Genomic DNA, 17,998 nt, shown 5'->3' with positions numbered 1-17,998 from the left:
GCCGAATCCCATCGAAAACCCCAGCTCAAGAGCCCCTCAACCGACTACGCAACAGCCCTGGGTCGGACGGAAGACGCGCCGATGACCTGGGCGCAGCAGGTCATGTGGCGGGCAGCCACCCTGTCGAGGACCCAGCATCTGTTCCTCAACCTGCGCCGGGTGCTGGCGGTGCCGCGTCGGGCCCCGGCCAATCTGTCCAGCGTGGTGCAGGCGATCGGCACGCTGGTCGGCCGGCACGGCGGGCTGCGCACGTGGGTATGCCGGACGGCGGACGGCACGTCGCGGCAGGAGACTGCGGCGGCCGGGCAGGTTCCGGTCCTGGTGGTTGCGGGCACCGGCGACGGCGCCGCGGCGGCCGCCGAGCTCACCCGCCGGCTGGGCGACGTCGCCTTCGACCACGGTCGGGAGTGGCCGGTGCGGTTCGCCGTGGTGCGGGTCGATGGCGTGGTACGCCAGCTGGTGCTGGTCTTCAGCCACTCGACCGTGGACGCGTACGCGGTCGAGTGGTGCTGCGAGACCCGCGGCTGATCCTGCTCCGGGGCGACCTGGGCACCCCGGCCGGGCTGCAGTCGGTGGACGTGGCCCGCCGCCAGCACGGGCCGGACCAGCGGCGCTCGGCCCGTACCGTGGCGTACTGGCTCCGGCAGTACCGCCGGCTGGCCGACGTCTCGCTCGACGGGCCGGCACCGCCGGCCACCCCACGGCTGCACCGGGGCACGCTGGTCTCGTCGGCCGCCGCCACCGCCGCCCGGATGGTCGCCGCCCGGCATCGGGTGAGTTTCTCGACGGTGCTGCTCGCCGCTACCACCGCCCTGTCCGCCGGAGCGAACGGGCGTCAGGTCTGCGGACAGTTCAACATGTCGCACAACCGCTTCCGGCCCGAGTACGTCAATGCGATCGCCAATCTCGGTCAAATCGGCTTCTGCGTGCTGGACATCGCCGATCGCCCGGGATTCTTTGAGCTGCTACCACGGATCTATCGGGTCGCGCTGGACGGATATTTGCACGCCTACTACGACGCAGTCGCGATGCGGACGACGTTCGAGGAGCTCGGCTACGACTACACCACCGCATTCCTGCCGCACTACTATTTCAACGACGTCCGGCTGCCCGGCGGGGACTTGGTGGACGACGTGCCGCCGGTAGCCGAGCAGCAGTTGCGGGCGACCGCGGACGGCAGCCACTTCACTCTCATCGACGGCCTGGACGCCGCCTCCTGGCACCGCCTGCTGCACGTGGTGGACGAGCCGGAGGCGCTCGGTCTCACCTACACGGTCGACACCCGTTCCTTGCGCCGGAGACGATCGAGCCGTACCTGCGTGACCTGGAGGCGCTGCTCATCGAGGCCGCGTACCGGGACGTGCCCTGGCCCTGGCAGCCCGGCGGACGCGGCTGAGCCGACCGGCGCCCAATATCCGGGTCGCCGTGCCGTCCGCCGCCGTGGCACCGCTGACCTGGAGCCAACGCGCCACCTGGCCGGACCGGGCTGCCTTCGACGCTGCCCCGGCGATGCCCACCTGCCCCGCACCCTGCGGGTGCCCGACCGGGTCGACACCGACGTCGAGCGGCTGAGCCGGGCGGTCGGGCTGCTCGTCGAGTGGCATGCTGCGCTGCGGACCGGCTTCCAGCCGGCCGGCGACGACTTGGCAAGGTGGTCGCGGCCACCGGCACGCTGCCGGTACGCCTGTTCGCCGCACCGCCGTCGCGGGCCGACCCCGACGGCGCGCGGGCCGCGACGGAACTGGCCGCCGACCCGGTGGACCACCGTGACGAGTGCGCCCTAAGGGTCGGCCTGTTCCAGATCGCCCCCCGGGTGCGCCAGATCGCGTTGGTGTTCAACCAACCATGCTGCGGTCAACTACCGCGCGGCCGAGATCGTGCTACGTGACCTGCGGCTGCTGCTACTGCGCGGGGCGGTCCCGAGGCCGGCCGCCTGGCAGTTGGTTGATGTCGCGGCCCATGAGCAGCATGAGGGTTCCCGCTCGGATCACGCCGCACGCTACTGGTTGGACCAGTTCGCCCGGTTCCCGGGGTGAGGCGTTCCCGGTCGCCGTCCGGCGCCGGGTCAGCACCGCCACCGTGCTTTTGACGATGTCCGGCAACCGGTTCCGGGCCAGGTACGACTCCGAGGTCGCCAGTCTCAATTAGATAAATTTGCGCCATCTGAACCTCTCGCACAGACCCGCAGCGGCGGGGCCGGGCGGCTTCGCCGAGCTGCTGGCCCGGATCTGGCAGGCGTCGCTGTCCGCGCACCGGTATGCCTACTACGACCCGGTGGCGATGGCCCAAGCCTTCGCCGGTCAGGGCCACGACCTGGCCAGCGCCCTCGCGCCGTACTGCTTCGTCAACAATCTGTGGCCGCCACGCGGATCCGGACCGGCGCCAACGGTAGCGCCCGCACAACTCATGACGATGACCGGTTGAAGCTGTTGAGCTGGGATGCGGCGCCTGCCCGCTTCGCCTGGCGGTGTCGGTTCCATGGACGCCTCCGACGGGGTGTCGCTGGTGGTGACGGCGGTCCAGATCGAAAAGCTGCTGTGGAGTGTCGATGTGACCCTGACCGAGGCGGCTGTGCCGGTGCGTGACGGACCGGTAGCCGCCCGATGGTGCCGGCTGCGATCAGCGTCGCCGTACCGTTGCGAGTGGCTGCCTCGCGGTGGCCTGCTCCCCGGGGCGGCCCGTCAGAGGCACGGAAGTGCCCTGCCCCCATCCACGTTTGTGCGGGGATGGGGGCAGGTCGCGGTAGGTGTGGTTGCCTACGGGCCGCGTGTTGGCTTCCGCAGGTGACCTGATTGGCCACCGCGACCGGGTTCGCCGGCGTGAGGGGAGCCACTGAGCCTGAGCAGGTTAGCGGTGGCGGCGGCAGGTGCTGTGGTGGCCTTGGACGATGGTGAGCTGCGCCGCACCTCGACGTGGGTCCATAGCGGTCCGGACCGGTGTGACCTCGCCCCGGGGCACGCGGATCCGATGGAACCGGACTTTCCGCAGAATAGGTTCAAGTCAAGTCAAGTATAAACGAATTGCATCGGGCGCTGGCGTCGGTCAAAGTTGATCCTGTGCGCGGCTGCAGTTTACTTCGGTTGGCCTGCTTGTTTGACCGGGTGGTCCGTACCGCAGATCGATCCGTGGTGGATGGGTGATTTATTTATGTCTGCCGATGTTGATGAACTGGGCGTGGCGTGCAATACTCTAGTAAGTTGATCGTCTAGCCGTGCGGGGGGCTGTGGATGGGGCTGAGGCTCCTCGGTCCGGTGGATCTTGTTGTCGATAACCGGTCCTTGGATATTGGCGGATTTCGGCAGCGTATTGTGCTCGCGACGCTTGGGCTGAATGTAAACCGGGTTGTTTCAGTTGACCAACTCATCGACGCGGTCTGGGGGTCATCCCCGCCAGCTACCGCGCGGGGACAGATCCAGATATGTGTCTCCGCCTTGCGGAAGCTGCTCATGGGCGCGGGTTATCCGGACGTGATCGGCACCCGTCGACCGGGCTATATTCTGCGGATCGCTGACCTCGAAATTGACGTCGTCGAGTTCTCCTCGCTGGTCGGTGAGGCGCAAGAGCGTGCGGAAGCAGGTCGGCTGGAAGAAGCGGCGAGCACCTTGCGGGAAGCACTTGCGTTGTGGCGTGGGCCAGCTCTCTCGGGAATCTCCAGTGATCTCCTGGCGCGCAACGCCACGGTTCTGGAAGAACAGCGGATCTCCGCAATCGAGGAAAGGATCCGCCTCGACCTTGCTCTCGGACGCCATCGGGAGATGGCTAGCGAACTGTCTGCGTTGGTGGTCGAGTACCCATTGAGGGAGCGGTTTCATGCGCTACTGATGCTGGCTCTTTACCGGGCCGGCCGGCAGGCCGAGGCCCTGGAGGTGGCTCGACGGGCGAGAACTGTCCTGCTTGAGGAGGTCGGGATCGACCCGGGTCAGGAGCTGCAGGACCTGGAAAGGGCGATCCTTCAGCACGATCCGCAGCTCGGGTCGTCTGGCAACGCGCCGTCAGCGATACCGCAACCGTTGGCGGCGGTCACCTCACCCGGTGGCGGCGATGACCTGTCTGCCGAGCGGCATGCATCGGTGATGGAACGCGCCGGTGCCGGCAGACCGGTCGTCGAGGCTGCCCCCGTCAAGACGGTCGAGGCAGCCCCGTCCGCTGCCCAGCTGATCTACGGAGGAGTGATACCCCGGCAGCTGCCGGCAAGCATCGCCGACTTCACGGGCAGGGAGGAGCACCTGCGGCTGATCAAGCGGCTCCTCGGTGATGATCCCGACAGCGACGAGGCCCGCTGGGGCGTGCAGATCGTGGTCGCCAGCGGAAAAGGCGGAGTCGGTAAGTCGAGTCTCGCCGCCCGGGCGGCCCATGAGCTGAGTGACCGGTACCCCGACGGTCAGCTGTACGCCGACATCGGCTCCTGGAGCGGGGAGGATCGCAGCGCCGGGTTGCTGGCCAGGTTCCTGCGTGCGCTCGGGGTGGCCGGATCGGCCGTTCCCGAGGACGTCGAAGAACGCGGCGAGTTGTATCGCAGCAAACTCTTCGGGCGCCGGGTACTGCTGTTGCTCGACGATGTCACCTCCGAGGCCCAGGTACCGCCCCTGCTGCCCGGCAGCCCGACCTGCGCCGTCATCATCACCAGTCGATTTCGGCTGAGCGGGCTCTCCGGCGCACACCAGATCGATGTCGAGGTGTTCGAGACCGACAACTCGGTGAAGCTACTGACTCGGATCATCGGCCAGGATCGCGCCGCAGCCGAACCGAGAGCGTTGCTCGATCTTGTCAAATTTTGCGGCGGGCTGCCGCTGGCCCTCAGGATCACCGGTGCGCGTCTGGCGTCCCGACCACATTGGCGCCTGGACGATCTGGTAGAACGGCTGCACGACGAAGCGCGACGGCTCGACGAGTTCGCCCATCACGGTCTGGAGCTTCGGTCCAACATCGGCTTGAGCTACCAGATACTGGCTCCTCCGGCGCAGCGGCTCTTTCGGCTGACGTCGCTGGTGCGAGCACCCGACTTTCCCGGCTGGACAGCTGCTGCCCTGCTGGACTCCACCTTCATAGAGGCGAACGACGTGCTGGAAAGCCTGGTGGACGCCCAACTCGTGGACACCGTCCGCTACCCCGACGGCGTGCCACGCTACCGAATGCACGACGTCATCCGTATATTTGCCGGGGAACAACTTGCCCAGGAGGAGACGGAAGCTGAACGGAAAGCAGCCCTCACCCGGCTGCTGGGTGCGTGGATGGCGCTCGCCGAGGAGGCGCACCGGCGCGAGTACGGTGGCGACTACACCATTCTGCATGGTGCCGGGCCACGCTGGCACCCGCGTCCAGGTGAGGCGGATCGGCGCATCCGCGATCTCGGACAGTGGTGGGAGACGGAGCGCCGGGCGCTGGTGACGGCGGTCCGTCAGGCCGCTGCTGCAGGTCTCGACGAGCTCTGCTGGGACCTCGCACTGACGTCCGTGGCCCTGTTCGAGGCCAAAGGCTACTTCGACGACTGGCAGGCGTCCGCCGAGGTGGCCTTGGCCGCCGCGGAGGCCGCCCGGAACCGGATCGGCGTCGCCGCCATGCACTACTCGTTGGGCACCCTGAACATGGTCCAGGCGAGGTTGACCGAGGCCGAGCGCTGGTTCACCACGGCCGCGCGCATCTTCCAGGACGAGGGCCACCAGCATGGGTACGCCCTGGTCCTGCGTAACGCGGCGCACGTCGACGGGCTGCGCGGCGAAAGCGCTTCGATGCTCACCAAGTATGACGCCGCGCTGCGAATCATGCGGGAGGTCGGCGATCGCATCGGCGAGGCACACATCATGCGCAACCTCGCCAAGTCCAGGATCGACGCCGGAGACAACCCGGCAGCCATCGAGATGCTCGACGAGGCACTCGCCATCTGTCGCGAGACCGGCTGTCTGCGCGTCGAAGCTCAAGTGATGTACCGGTTCGCCGAGGCGTACGTGGCGATCGACGAGGTAGATCAGGCACGTGAGGCCCTGCACCGTACCCTGCGGATCGTCCGCGATACCGGCGACCGGATCGGGGAGGCCCACGCGCTGTACGGCCTTGGCCTGTTGCGGCATCGAGAGGGTCGATTGGACAAGGCACATGCCACCTTGGCGCACACACTTGATCTCGCGCGAACGTTGCGCGAGCAGTCGATCGAGGCGAAAGCGCTGCGCGCGCTCCGCGAACTGGACCGGGCGAGGGGGGACGTGCAGACGTCCGAGCCGCACCCGCCTGAGGCGGCGATCCTGTTCGGGAGCTGATCGCGACGGTACGTCTGCCGATGGGTTAATCGATCGCGGCCCTGACGGACAGCCGTGGCCGTCGCTTCGGGCAGAACAGGACGTGGCGGGTGCCGAACCAGGCACCCGGCACGTCCTGCGACCACGTCAGCAACTGTCACCAGTGGGTGTCCTGGACACACATCTGCGCTTCGTCACTCCAATGCATCCCCACCGGGCAGGTGGCGTTGGCGCTGGGCGCGTCGAGCGTGCTCTCGGCCGAGCCGAGTCCCACGAGCACGACCGTGGCAAGCGCGGCGGTGACGAGGAGGCTCCGGAGCACTGAGCGACGGGCCTGACGGCTGGTGGTCATCGTCGTTCCTTCCGTTTCGGTGGCGATGTCATCACCAGACACCCGCCCGCTATCGGTACAACCACCCAGCGCTGTCGTCGTGACGGATGGCCCAAATAGCGGCCAGTAAGCAGATCAAAAGCTCGCACTCGCATCGTCAGGTGGCAAGGGACCACGGCGAAGCGACAGGGAGCCTCTGGTGAACCTCTGCATACCCCACCTGTGCACCCGAACAAGCGGCACCGACCCGATCGGACAGTTGGCCGAGCGGGTACGTGTCCGGGGCGCGGCCCGGAACCCGGACACCGACCGGTGCATCATGGACGACTCGGAGATACCACCGTGTGACCCGAGTGGCGCCGAGGGTTGCGCTCTGACGGCCCGTGATCCGCCCGCCTACCAGGCGGCACTGCTGACGGTGCTCGCCGCCCGGAGCCTGCTGCGGCCGAGCGCGGTGACGGTCGCGGTCATCGGATCGGGTGCCGCGGTCGCACTTCAGCTGTTCCTCATCGCCCGGTACGTGCCCGGCGTCAGCCACATCGCGGTCTGTCAACCGGACGCAGAGCCGGACCGGTGGGTGGTGGACGCGCTGGAACTGGCCGGCATTGGTCTCGCCAGAACGAACCACCCTGGCGAGGCAGCCTTCGGAGCGAACCTCGTCGTCGTCTGTGGCGCCGCCGATGGGCACGTCGGCCTCGCCGACGGCGCGACGGGTCCGCAGGTTCACTTGCCGGCAGGAGCGCTGGTGGTGAACGCAACCGGCCGCGACCTGCCCAGCGCCCTGATCGATCAGGTGACCGAGGTGTTCGTCGACGACATCTCTCTGGCCAGTTCGGCCACGGTGGGCGACCCGCCCCGCCTCGGCTACGCACGACACCGCGCGGAGTCGAAATACCGGCCGCACGGGGATCTCGCCGGGATTCTGGCCGGTAGGCGTCAGGGTCGGATCAGCGAGGAGCACGTGTTGTTGGTTGATCTGCTCAGTGTTGGCTGATCAGCGCACCACCCACAGTAAACGATCCGCAGAAGACGAACAGTTCTTGCGGAAGCTGAAGCGACCCGCAATGGAGGAAGATGTGTCGGACGAAATCGTCATCAAACAGTTCATCGTCTCGGCGTTTGCGCCGGACATCACCCCGGACCAGTTGCCCACCGACCTGGACCTGTTGGATTCGGGGATCGTGGACAGCCTCGGCCTGCTTCGCCTGATCGCCTGGGTGGTCGAGCAGTACGGCATCACCATCGACGACCGCGACATTTCGCCGGAGCAGTTCAGTTCGGTGGAGGCCATCACCAAGCTCGTACACAGTACACGCAGTTCCGTCTGAACACCGAGATCGGCTGAGTCCAGAACCAACACTGAGGGAGCAGAAATGATCGTCCGTGCAAAGTCGGAAACTGGCGGTGTCGACTGGGGCAACGGCCTGAGCTACCGGATGCTCGTCGAGAAGGACGAAATGGGTTTCGCTGTCGCCCACACCATCGTCAACGCCGGATCGAAGTCGCCGCTGCAGTACCGCAACCACCTGGAAGCCTGCTACTGCATCGCCGGGCGTGGTCAGGTGATCGCGGCTGACGGCACCGCCTACGACATCGAGCCGGGGGTCATCTACGCCCTCGACCAGCACGATGAGCATTACCTGATCGCGGCGCCGGAGCAGGACCTGGAACTCGTCAGCGTGTTCAACCCCCCGCTGCGTGGCGACGAGCGGCACAACTTCGACTCGGAACAGTTCTCGCACTACTGATGGTGCGGCCGGCGCGGGGCGAACCGCCCCGCGCCGGCCACGGCCGGGTCCGCTTCGGTGAGATGTCGGACCGGATTCTGAATTCGCAGGATAGGAGTTGGCGATGTCTGTCGGAAACTATGACGAGCTCTTCTCTGTCTCGTCGGAGGTGTCGGACGCGCTTGCCGAAGGGGCGCCGATCGTTGCCCTGGAATCGTCCGGAGTCGTGCACGGCCTGCCGTACCCGTTGAATCTGGATACGGCGTTGGACATCGACAAGACGATCCGGGCCGGCGGTGCCGTTCCGGCTCGGATCGGGATCGTCGACGGCCGACTCGTCGTCGGCATGTCCGAGTCACAGGTGGAGATGTTCGCCAGTACTCCCGACGTACCGAAGATCGGGAACCGTGACATCGGCGTGGCCCTGGCTGCTGGCGGGCATGGCGGAACTACGGTCTCCGCTACCCTGGCCGCTGCCGGGCGACTCGGCATCGAGATTTTCGCCGTGGCCGGTATCGGTGGGGTGCACTTCGGTGCTGAGCAGAGTTTCGACATCTCGGCAGACTTGGTCGAGTTCTCCCGACATCGGATCGCCGTCGTGTGCGCTGGTGCCAAGTCGCTGCTCGACCCAGCGCTGACGCTGGAGTACCTGGAGACGCTCGGCGTCCCGGTGGTCGGTTACCAGTGCGACGATTTTCCCGCCTACTACAGCGTGTCCAGCGGAAAACCCAACCCGCGACGGATGGACGACCTTCGCGAGGTGGCACGGGCCGCCCGGCTGCACTGGCAGGTCGGCAACGGCAGCTCGTTCCTGGTCACCCACCCCATCCACGGCGAGGATGCACTGCCTGCCGATGAGATCTACGACCTGGTGCGGGCAAAGCACAAGGAGGCGGTCGCCGCAGGGGTGAGCGGCCAGTCGATGACGCCGTACATTCTCGGCCAGGTCGGGGCGATGACCAGCGGTCGCACGGCGGCGGCCAACCGGTCGGTGCTGCTGTTGACCAGCGCCCTGGCGGCCGACCTTGCGGTGACCATGAAGGCGTCGACATGACCGCCGCGGTGCTGTTCGATGTAGATGGCACGCTGGTCGACACGCCGAGCGGCATGACGGGCGTGCTGCGTGCCGTGGTCGCCGAGGCCGGACGTACGGTCAGCGACCGCACGCTCCAGCAGACAATCGGTCGGCCGCTGGCGGCATCCTTCAGCGAGCTCTTCGCCCTGCCGGCCGACCACCGCGACGTGGTGCGGGCCACCGAACGTGCCCGGACCTTGTTCACCGAGACGGTCGTCCCACTCGCCGCGAACCTTGTCTTTCCCGGCGCCCGGGAGGTACTGCGCGACCTGCGGGAGCGCGAGTACCGCCTCGCGGTGGTCACCAGCAAGATCAGGTCCAGTGCCGACGAACTGCTGTCGGCGGCCGGCCTGCGCCACATGTTCGACACCCTGTCCTGTCACGGAATGACCGCGCACGGCAAACCACATCCGAGTCTGGCTCTGCTCGCGAGCGAGGCGGTCGGCGTACCGCCGGAGCGCTGCGTGGTCGTCGGTGACGGGGTGGACGACATGCGGATGGCGGTCGCCGCCGGTATGGAGCCGGTCGGCGTGGCAACCGGGGTGGCCAGCCGTGCCGAGCTGCTCGCCGTTGGTGGGCAGGTAGTGCTCGACCACCTGGGTGACCTGCTCACCCGGTTGCCCGCGAACGGCGGAGCAGGCCCAGTTACCCATTCCCGGATCCTCACCAGCACCCAGAGGTGATAGTCAATGTCCTTGACCGCTACCGGTGGTGCCACCGACGTCTCGCGTCGCGCCACCGCCGCGTCCGACGGCCCGCCGAAGGGCCCGACCGCGCCCGGCGACTCCCTCAGCGGAACCGGGCTGAGATTTCAGTCGAACCATTCGCCGAACGCGACACTGGCCATTCTCGCGATCGCGCAGTTCCTCATCGCGCTCGACTACTCGATCGTCTACATAGCACTTCCCAGCATCGGCGGCGAGTTCTCGCTCTCCGAGAGCTCGATCCAGTGGATCGTCAGCGGGTACGCCGTCTTCTTCGCCGGCTTCCTCATCGTCGGCGGCCGCACCTCCGACCGGTTCGGCCCTCGCAACGTCTTCATCGTGGCGATGCTTCTGTTCGGGGTCGCGTCCCTGGCCGGCGGCCTGGCCCCGGCTCCGGCGTGGCTGCTGGTCGCCAGAGGTCTGCAAGGAGTCGCCGCCGCAGCGTTGCAGCCAGCGGTCATCGCGCTGATCAACACGTCGTTCGCCGCCGGCCCGGCACGCAACCGCGCCATGGGCGTCTGGGGCACCGTCGGTGCATCCGGCCTCGCCTCCGGCGTACTCATCGGCGGCCTGTTGACCACTGTCTCCTGGCGCTGGGTGTTTCTGATCAACCTGCCCCTGGCCGTGCTGTGCGCCCTGGCCGCGCCCCGGCTGCTGCCCCGACCGCAACGGGCCGATGCGGCTCGTGCCAGCCTGAACATCCCCAGCGCGGTGCTGTGCACCGGCACCGTGCTCACCGCCGCCCTGGCACTGACCTGGGCATCGAGTGACGGGTGGACCAGCCTGCCGGCCATGGCCGGTCTCGGTCTCACCGTTGCTCTGCTCGCGGCGTTCGTCACCCACGAGCGGCGCAGCCGGCACCCGCTGGTCGACCCCTTGCTTCGGCGTACCCGGTCGTTGCTGGTCGGCTGCGGAGCGACCGCCCTGTACATGGCCAGCGTCGGCAACCAGTTCTTCGTCGTCACGCTGCTGCTGCAGCAGCTACGTGGTTACGGGCCGATCGCCGCCGGGCTGGCGTTCCTGCCGATGGCTGTGGCGATCGCCGTTGCCAACTCGGTGGCACCCCGTCTGGTCAACGCGATCGGTGCCCGGCGCACTCTCGCTCTGGCATTCGCAACCAACACGGTCGGGCTGCTCCTGATGGCCGCCCAAGTGCACGGCGACAGCTACCTGGTGCACCTGCTGCCTGGCCTGCTGATCACCGGGTTCGGACACGGCATCACCTACGTTTCGATGTTCATCGCGGGCACCGCCGACGTCGAAGACCGTAACCAGGGCGTCGGTAGCGCCCTGATGACGACGTCCCAGTACATGAGCGGCGCGCTCGGGGTGGCTGTGCTGGTCCTGGTACTCGGGGCCGATCCCGGCCCGGACGGTTTCGGCTGGGCGCTGGTCACCACGGCGATAGCAGCCGCCGGGGGCGCGGTGCTGGCCTGGTTCGGCCTGGCCCGACGAAGGACCCGGCGATGAAGGGCATTAGCTGGCTGGCGCAGCTTGGGGTGCTGGTGGTGCACAACGATCCGGTGGTGGAGGCGGAGCTGTGGACGATGGCTCCCGCCGGAGTAACCATCCACGCCGCTCGGTTCGAGAGCCCGACGAGCACCGGAGCCGAGTACACGACCGAATCGTGGCAGCGGATGATCCGGCAACCGGACGTCCAGCGGGGCCTGCACCAACTTGGACAGATGGACCTGTCCGCCATCTGCCTCTGCTTCGGGTCAGCGAGCTTCTTCGGCGGCCTCGCGTTCGACACCGGATTCACCGAGGCCGCTGCCGGGCTCACCAACGGTACCCCGGTGTACACGGCCGGCCAGGCAATGCGGGCCGCGCTGGCCGCCGCGGGCATCCGGCGGCCCGCCGTCATGGCGCCGCCCTGGTTCACGGCACCGACCTTCAGCGCCACCCGGGCGTACCTCGATGCCGCCGGATTCGAAGTGGCGAGCCTTGTCCAGTACCAACTACCACCAGGTTGGGAGCAGGTGGACCGGCACCGGACGTTCGACCATGGCGCCCGGTGGCAGATCGACCCCGACGAGGTGTGCCGCCAGGTGGCGGCGAACTTTCCGCCGCGAGCGGACGGGGTGCTCATCCCGGGCAGCGGCTTCCGCTGCTGGGAAGCCGTCGAGCAGCTCGAACGCGAACTTGGGGTGCCTGTCGTGACCGCCAACCAGGCCTGTCTCTGGCAGCTGATCGAGCGCACCGGGCTCGGCCTGCCTGTCTCCGGAGGCGGCCGACTCCTCGCTGCCCAGCCGTGACCAGCATCTGCTGGGACCAACCGAATACCCCTCAGGAGGACCCGATGCCGACCCGAGCGTTCCTCGACGCGTTCGCCGAACAGGTGCGCGTCAGACCCCATGCGACGGCGCTGCGATGGGGCGAGCAGACCATCGACTACGCCACGCTCAACCGGTCCACGACCGCCGCGATGTCCACCCTCGCCCAGCTCGACCTGACACCGGACGTGCCGGTGTGTGTGCCTGCGGAGAAGTCACCCGGCACCATCGCATTGCTCATCGCCTGTGTGGCGGCCGGCCGCCGGGTGCTCCTGCCGTCCGCCACACTCGGTGCCGACACCCTGGCCCGGCTCTGCGCCGAGGTGGGCTGCGGGTATCTGCTCACCGTCGGCGAGCAACTCTCGGTGCGGCCCACCGGCACGGCCGGACGACCAATGCCCGGTCCGGGCCTGCTACTGACGACATCGGGTTCGACGGGTACCCCCAAAGTGGTCGTCCTGTCCGAGGCCGGCGTGGACAGCTTTCTCACCTGGGCCGCCCAGACCTTTCACATCGAGCCGGGCAACCGGGTGCTCAACTACGCGCCGCTCAATTTCGATCTGTGTCTGCTCGACGTATGGGCGGCACTGGCCGCCGGCGCGAGCGTGGAGCTGGTGACGGCGGACCGGGCTGCTGACTCCGGGTATCTGTCCGCCTTGTGCGCCGAAGGTCAACCGACCCACATCCAGGCGGTGCCGTTCTTCTTTCGCCTCGTCACCGAGAGCGGCCAACAGTTTCCCAGCGTGCGTCAGGTCCTGCTGACCGGTGATGTGACCCCGCTTGACCTGCTGGACCGTACCGCCGTCGCCTTTCCCAACGCTCGGTTGTGGAACGTCTACGGTTGCACCGAGACCAACGACAGCTTCGTCTACGAGGTCGATCCGGTCGAGGCCCGGGCCAGTGGTGCGCTTCCGATCGGCCGACCCGCAGCCGGTGTGGAAGTGGCAGTAGTCGATGCGGCCGGTGAGCCGCTGACCGGAGCCGCAACCGGCGAGCTGGTAGTGCGTACGCCGTTTCGGGCGGCCGGATACCTGGACGAGGGGCTGACCGGCGAGCGCTGGCACGACGGTTGGTTCCGCACCGGTGACCTGGTACGTCGGGAACAGAATGGGCTGACCTTTCTCGCCGGGCGCAACGATCACCAGGTCAAGGTCCGGGGCGTGCGTACCAACCTGCAGGAGGTCGAGCAGGTGGTACTCGCCCATCCGGATGTGCTCGAGGCCGCCGTAGTGGCGGTTCCTGACGACCAGGCTGGCAGCGTTCTGCACGCCGTCGTCCGGCGAGTCCCCGGGGCGCAGGTGACCGGCCTGCAACTACGGCTCCACTGCGCGGCGGCGTTGCCGCGGACCGCGATCCCCGGCGGGTTTCAGGTCGGCGACGACGCGCTTCCCCGTACCTCCACCGGAAAGGTCGACCGGAGCGTACTACGCCCGCTGCGCAGACCTGTCCCGGTGGGAACCCCGCTCGGATCGGAGTCGTGACGATGGACTGGTCGATGGATCAACATTCGCTACGGGCCGTCGCCGAGGAGATCGGCGCCGTCGCGGGGGCGGACCACCTGGCACGTGATGCCAGTGGCGAGTTCTGCGAGGACGGCTGGAAGCGGCTGCGGGCAACCGGACTGCTCGGCCTACCGTTCGACAAACGGTGGGGCGGGCTGGGCCACGACCTGCTCACCACCATGTACGTCCTGGAAGGCCTCGGCTACGCCTGCCGCGACGGCGGGTTCAGCTTCTCGGTCTCTACACACATCGTCAGCACCGGTGTCCCACTTCAACGGTTCGGCAGCGACGTGCTCAAGGACCGTTACCTGCCGGGGATCTGTGACGGCAGCATCGTCGGTGCACATGCGCTGACCGAACCTGAAGGGGGCTCGGACGTCATGGCGATGCGAACTTCCGCGGTCCGTGACGGGGACGAGTACGTGCTCAACGGCAACAAGGCGTTCGTGACCAATGGCCCTGTCGCCGACGTGGTGGTCGTCTACGTACGTACCGGTAAACCCGGCAGTCCTGCGGCCTTGACCGCGCTGCTTGTCGAACGTGGCACACCGGGCTTCACCGTCGGTGAACCGATCGCCAAGATGGGCCTGCGCACCTCGCCGTTTTCCGAGCTCACCTTCCACGACTGCCGGGTGCCGGTGACGAACGTCCTGGGGACACCGGGCGCGGGTTTCCTGGTCATGGACCACGTCATGAAGTGGGAAATCCTCTGCTCCTTCAGCGTCAGCGTGGGAGAGATGCGGCACCGGTTCGAGCGCTGCGTGGATCGCGCGCGGACCAGGACCCAGTTCGGCCAGAGCATCGGCTCCTACCAGGCTGTCTCAAACAAGATCGTAGAGATGAAGATCGGACTTGAGAATTCGCGGAGGTGGCTTTACGAAACTGGCACGAAGGTGGCCCGGGGAGAGAGTGTCACGGTCGATCTCGCTATCAGCAAGTTGATCGCGAGTGAGAGCAATCTGAACTCGGCGCTCGCCGCCGTCCAGTTGTTCGGCGGCTATGGCTACACGGCCGACTATGGACTGGAGCAGGATCTCCGGAACGCCGTCGCCGGGACCATCTACTCCGGTACCTCTGACATTCAGCGACAGCGCATCGCCAGAATACTCGGATTGTGAAGGACTTAACCATGACTGCTCAGCTGACCTATCCGTCCCTGTTGGATGCTACCGAGTTCCTCGACTACGAGGATGATCTGGTGCGGCAGTTCGTGCGTCGTGCGTTGCTCGACGGCGGTGACGCGATGCCCGAGATGGAACGGGCGCGGGCCCTCTACTACGCGGTGCGCGACGGCATCCACTACGAGGTCTACGGTGCGGACCTCTCCCGTAACGGTCTTCGGGCCAGTTCGACCATCCGACGGGGCATGGGGTTCTGTGTCCATAAGTCGATCGTGTATGCGGCGGTGATGCGATCCGTCGGCGTTCCGAGTCGGATCTACTACGGAGACGTCCGAAACCATCTTGCGTCGCCCAGGCTCGAAGAGCTGATGGGTGGCAAGGTTTTCACGTTCCACAGCCTGACCACCGTGTTCCTGGAAGGTAAATGGGTCCGCGTGACGCCGGTTTTCAACAAAATGCTCTGCCGGCTCTACGGAATCCGTCCCCTCGAATTCGACGGCCGCGCCGACAGCATGTACCACCCGTACGACAACGAGGGGCGGCTACATATGGAATTCCTCAAGTCGCATGGCGAATTCGACGATGTTCCCTACGACATGGTCGTGGGTGGTATCCGCGAAGCGCACCCCCGGCTGTTCGCCAGCCAGCACACCACCGCGCGTGGCTCGCTGGTGTCCGACGCGACATCACCGGGAGGTGCGGGATGACGCCGCGGGCCTCGGGCGGTCCCGGCACCGCCACCCTTGTCGCTACCGGCACCGCCGGCCGGGACAGCGACTGGCTGGCGCAACCGTCCGTGCCGTACGCGCGCAGCGCGGTCGACCTGGAGCTGGTCGTACCGGCGTTCAACGAGGCCGCCCGGCTACCCGCCACCCTGGCGGTGGTCTCCGGCTTCCTGGCGGACTGTCCGTGGCGGAGCCGGATCGTGGTGGTCGACAACGGCAGTACCGACGACACGGCCGCGGTGGCGGTCGGAAGTGCCGAACCGGTAGCCACCGCGACGGTGGCACGTGACCCCGTGGAGGTCGTCGTGGCCGGGTGCTCCCGGCCGGGTAAGGGCTCCGCAGTGCGCCGGGGTATCGAGAGCAGTCGTTCTCGCTACGTCGGCTTCATCGACGCGGACCTGTCGACGCCGATCGAGACGTTGCATCGGGCGATGGCGGAGCTGGACGCGGGAGCTACGGCTGCGATCGCTTCCCGACACGCACCTGGTGCTCAGCTCGTCCGGCCGCAGCCGCTCGGCCGCCGGCTCGGGGGAGCGGCGTTCCGAGCCCTGGCCCGACGGCTCGTGCCGGGCGTCCACGACACTCAGTGTGGGTTCAAGATCTTCGACCGGATTGCGGTGCAGCACGCGTTGCGGCGCTGTCGGGTCAACGGCTTCGCCTTCGACGTGGAGCTCCTACGTCAGATTCGGCGGGGCGGGGGTCGGATCGCTGAGATCGCGGTGGCATGGACCGACGACCAGCGCTCCACCTTCCGCCCGCTGCACGACGGTCCGGCTGCCTTCGCCGACCTGCTGCGGCTGTACCGGCTGGAGCTGCGATGAACAAGGGGAGCTTCACCCTGGCGGATCGGCAGCTGTTGGTGGTGAGCGACCGTGACGTGCGCCATCCCGATGCCGGTGGACAGGAACGGTACCTGCACCAGGTCGCCCGGCGTTGGGCTGGCTGGGGAGCCTCCGTCAGCTGGGCCGTGGAGCGTGCGCCAGGTCTGCCCGACGTAGAACCGATCGACGGCGTGATGGTGGTCCGGAGCGGGATCAGGTCATGGCGGCAGCCGTCCGTGTTGACGCAGTTGGTTCGCCGGGCACATGCGGTGGTCGACGCCACCGGATACCCACGGGGGAGCGTGCTGGCCGGCGGCCGAGCACCCGTAGTGGCCGTGGTGACGGACCCGCCGCCAGGCCCGGACGACACCCGACCGAGCTCTCTGTCGGCGCTACGCCGCCTCTCGTGGTATCCGGCCACGCGTGCGCCGCGCGGTGCCGACGCGATCGTCACGCTGTCTCCTGCGGCCCGGCACGCGGTGCGCCGGCACGCCCGGGCCCGTGGACCGATCTTCGTGGTGCCGCCCGGTACCGACCCTGGCGCCACCTCCGGTGCACGGTCGGCCGATCCGCTGATCGTGATCGACACGCGCCTGGCCTCGGACCGACGGATCGATGTGTTTCTGCGGGCGCTGGCGGCGGTTGCCGGCCAACTGACCGGCTTGACGGTGGAGGTCCTCGGGACCGGACCGGAGCTACCCCGACTACGGCGGATGATCGCCGACGGAGCTCTGAAGCGGGTGGTCTCGCTCCCCGGCCGGCTACCGCAGTCGGAACGAGACCGCAGGCTCGCCCGCGCCTGGCTCACCGTGTCGACGGCGACCGCCGAGCTTGCTGGATTCGAGCCGCTGCGCGCCGCCGCACTCGGGGTGCCGTGCCTCGTCCTGGACACACCTGGGGCGGACAACTTCGTGCTCGGCGGCCGGACCGGGTACGTCGTGGCTGATCAGGAGCAGCTGGGCGCGGAGATCGTGCGCGGCGTGCGGCTCCTTTCCGACCAGCGGTACGCCGATCTGACGGCGCGGTGCTGTCGGGTGTGGGCGGGCCTGTTCGGCTGGGACCGTACTGCTCAACTCCTCGCGCGGGTGGTCGAACACCAGATCGTTATGGCCGACGCCGGGCGGTACGGGCCGGCCCAACGTCGATCCGCCCGCTCGGACATCACCACCCGGGTACGCCTGCCGGCCGGTGTGCCGGCACCGACCGCCGGACTTCGGGTCACCGACGAGGTGGTGGTCTGCGATGGCGTGGTGGAGCTGCTGCTCAACGGTTGCGACGAGGTCGACGCCGTCGCGGTGCTGAGGCGCCTCGGCGTCACCGGGGCCAGTGTTCGCCTCGCCGGTCGCCACGACCTGCTGATCGGTCCGCGTCCACTGCCGCCTGCGCTGGCGGGCCACCAGAGCGACCGAGGCGACATGTGGCGACGGCTCGACCTGGTGCCGTTCTACGACGAGTTCGATGTCTACCGCCGCCAGCCGGCGTAGGA

The 17,998-nt window shown here is 67.7% G+C and carries 16 protein-coding genes and 1 pseudogene; 16 read left to right on the top strand and 1 reads right to left on the bottom strand.

The window, feature by feature from the left end; translation table 11 throughout:
* The 4 genes and pseudogenes from ACFHW1_RS24070 to ACFHW1_RS24055 form a co-directional block, all read left to right on the top strand.
* Positions 1–528: pseudogene (locus ACFHW1_RS24070) on the top strand (hypothetical protein); the annotation flags it as partial.
* Complete coding sequence (locus tag ACFHW1_RS24065) at positions 507–1,784, top strand: hypothetical protein (RefSeq protein WP_416552381.1); 1,278 nt, start codon at positions 507–509, stop codon at positions 1,782–1,784. The pseudogene ACFHW1_RS24070 and the gene ACFHW1_RS24065, both read left to right, overlap by 22 nt.
* Before the next feature lie 370 nt (positions 1,785–2,154).
* On the top strand, positions 2,155–2,424 hold the full coding sequence (locus ACFHW1_RS24060) for a hypothetical protein (RefSeq protein ID WP_416552383.1): 270 nt from the start codon (positions 2,155–2,157) through the stop codon (positions 2,422–2,424).
* Positions 2,425–3,251: 827 nt separating this feature from the next.
* The gene (locus tag ACFHW1_RS24055; protein ID WP_416552385.1) at positions 3,252–6,254 is read left to right on the top strand and encodes an AfsR/SARP family transcriptional regulator; all 3,003 of its coding nucleotides are present in this window, start codon (positions 3,252–3,254) and stop codon (positions 6,252–6,254) included.
* A gap of 136 nt (positions 6,255–6,390) precedes the next feature.
* Here ACFHW1_RS24055 and ACFHW1_RS24050 read toward each other — a convergent pair whose 3' ends face one another.
* Complete coding sequence (locus ACFHW1_RS24050) at positions 6,391–6,585, bottom strand: hypothetical protein (RefSeq protein ID WP_416552387.1); 195 nt, start codon at positions 6,583–6,585, stop codon at positions 6,391–6,393.
* Between the two features lie 178 nt (positions 6,586–6,763).
* On the opposite strand from ACFHW1_RS24050, the gene ACFHW1_RS24045 reads away from it, so the two are divergent.
* From ACFHW1_RS24045 to ACFHW1_RS23990, 12 genes are all read left to right on the top strand, one after another.
* A complete protein-coding gene (locus tag ACFHW1_RS24045; RefSeq protein ID WP_416552389.1) occupies positions 6,764–7,558 on the top strand; it encodes a hypothetical protein in 795 nt (264 codons plus the stop codon).
* Between the two features lie 82 nt (positions 7,559–7,640).
* A complete protein-coding gene (locus tag ACFHW1_RS24040; protein ID WP_416616131.1) occupies positions 7,641–7,892 on the top strand; it encodes a phosphopantetheine-binding protein in 252 nt (83 codons plus the stop codon).
* 45 nt (positions 7,893–7,937) lie between these two features.
* Complete coding sequence (locus ACFHW1_RS24035; RefSeq protein ID WP_416552393.1) at positions 7,938–8,312, top strand: ectoine synthase; 375 nt, start codon at positions 7,938–7,940, stop codon at positions 8,310–8,312.
* Between the two features lie 103 nt (positions 8,313–8,415).
* A complete protein-coding gene (locus tag ACFHW1_RS24030) occupies positions 8,416–9,345 on the top strand; it encodes a pseudouridine-5'-phosphate glycosidase (protein ID WP_416616129.1) in 930 nt (309 codons plus the stop codon).
* Complete coding sequence (locus ACFHW1_RS24025) at positions 9,342–10,049, top strand: HAD family hydrolase (protein WP_416552397.1); 708 nt, start codon at positions 9,342–9,344, stop codon at positions 10,047–10,049. The genes ACFHW1_RS24030 and ACFHW1_RS24025 overlap by 4 nt, the downstream gene beginning before the upstream one ends.
* 6 nt (positions 10,050–10,055) lie before the next feature.
* Entirely contained in the window at positions 10,056–11,540 is a 1,485-nt protein-coding gene (locus ACFHW1_RS24020) for an MFS transporter (RefSeq protein WP_416552399.1), read from the top strand.
* Positions 11,537–12,325 (top strand): hypothetical protein, encoded by a 789-nt coding sequence (locus ACFHW1_RS24015; RefSeq protein WP_416552401.1) that lies wholly within the window; start codon positions 11,537–11,539, stop codon positions 12,323–12,325. Before ACFHW1_RS24020 ends, ACFHW1_RS24015 begins: the two co-directional genes overlap by 4 nt.
* Before the next feature lie 44 nt (positions 12,326–12,369).
* Positions 12,370–13,824: an AMP-binding protein gene (locus ACFHW1_RS24010; RefSeq protein ID WP_416552403.1), complete on the top strand. Its 1,455-nt coding sequence runs from the start codon at positions 12,370–12,372 to the stop codon at positions 13,822–13,824.
* 2 nt (positions 13,825–13,826) lie between these two features.
* On the top strand, positions 13,827–14,963 hold the full coding sequence (locus ACFHW1_RS24005; RefSeq protein WP_416552744.1) for an acyl-CoA dehydrogenase family protein: 1,137 nt from the start codon (positions 13,827–13,829) through the stop codon (positions 14,961–14,963).
* A gap of 11 nt (positions 14,964–14,974) precedes the next feature.
* Complete coding sequence (locus tag ACFHW1_RS24000) at positions 14,975–15,673, top strand: transglutaminase-like domain-containing protein (protein WP_416552405.1); 699 nt, start codon at positions 14,975–14,977, stop codon at positions 15,671–15,673.
* A complete protein-coding gene (locus ACFHW1_RS23995; RefSeq protein WP_281551195.1) occupies positions 15,670–16,512 on the top strand; it encodes a glycosyltransferase in 843 nt (280 codons plus the stop codon). Before ACFHW1_RS24000 ends, ACFHW1_RS23995 begins: the two co-directional genes overlap by 4 nt.
* Positions 16,509–17,996, top strand: coding sequence for a glycosyltransferase family 4 protein (locus ACFHW1_RS23990; RefSeq protein ID WP_281551194.1), 1,488 nt, complete (start codon positions 16,509–16,511; stop codon positions 17,994–17,996). Before ACFHW1_RS23995 ends, ACFHW1_RS23990 begins: the two co-directional genes overlap by 4 nt.
* The last annotated feature ends 2 nt before the right edge of the window (positions 17,997–17,998 follow it).

Origin of the sequence: Micromonospora sp. LOL_014 (assembly GCF_048060245.1) — a bacterium.
Classification (GTDB): Bacteria; Actinomycetota; Actinomycetes; order Mycobacteriales; family Micromonosporaceae; genus Micromonospora_E.
This window is presented reverse-complemented; position numbering and strand designations above follow the sequence as displayed.

Excerpts from the sequence above, each read along its gene's own strand:
- ACFHW1_RS24050 (WP_416552387.1), bottom strand. The coding sequence starts at position 6,585 with ATGACCACCAGCCGTCAGGCCCGTCGCTCAGTGCTCCGGAGCCTCCTC.
- ACFHW1_RS24035 (WP_416552393.1), top strand. The coding sequence starts at position 7,938 with ATGATCGTCCGTGCAAAGTCGGAAACTGGCGGTGTCGACTGGGGCAAC.
- ACFHW1_RS24030 (WP_416616129.1), top strand. The coding sequence starts at position 8,416 with ATGTCTGTCGGAAACTATGACGAGCTCTTCTCTGTCTCGTCGGAGGTG.
- ACFHW1_RS24025 (WP_416552397.1), top strand. The coding sequence starts at position 9,342 with ATGACCGCCGCGGTGCTGTTCGATGTAGATGGCACGCTGGTCGACACG.
- ACFHW1_RS24020 (WP_416552399.1), top strand. The coding sequence starts at position 10,056 with ATGTCCTTGACCGCTACCGGTGGTGCCACCGACGTCTCGCGTCGCGCC.
- ACFHW1_RS24015 (WP_416552401.1), top strand. The coding sequence starts at position 11,537 with ATGAAGGGCATTAGCTGGCTGGCGCAGCTTGGGGTGCTGGTGGTGCAC.
- ACFHW1_RS24010 (WP_416552403.1), top strand. The coding sequence starts at position 12,370 with ATGCCGACCCGAGCGTTCCTCGACGCGTTCGCCGAACAGGTGCGCGTC.
- ACFHW1_RS24005 (WP_416552744.1), top strand. The coding sequence starts at position 13,827 with ATGGACTGGTCGATGGATCAACATTCGCTACGGGCCGTCGCCGAGGAG.
- ACFHW1_RS24000 (WP_416552405.1), top strand. The coding sequence starts at position 14,975 with ATGACTGCTCAGCTGACCTATCCGTCCCTGTTGGATGCTACCGAGTTC.
- ACFHW1_RS23995 (WP_281551195.1), top strand. The coding sequence starts at position 15,670 with ATGACGCCGCGGGCCTCGGGCGGTCCCGGCACCGCCACCCTTGTCGCT.
- ACFHW1_RS23990 (WP_281551194.1), top strand. The coding sequence starts at position 16,509 with ATGAACAAGGGGAGCTTCACCCTGGCGGATCGGCAGCTGTTGGTGGTG.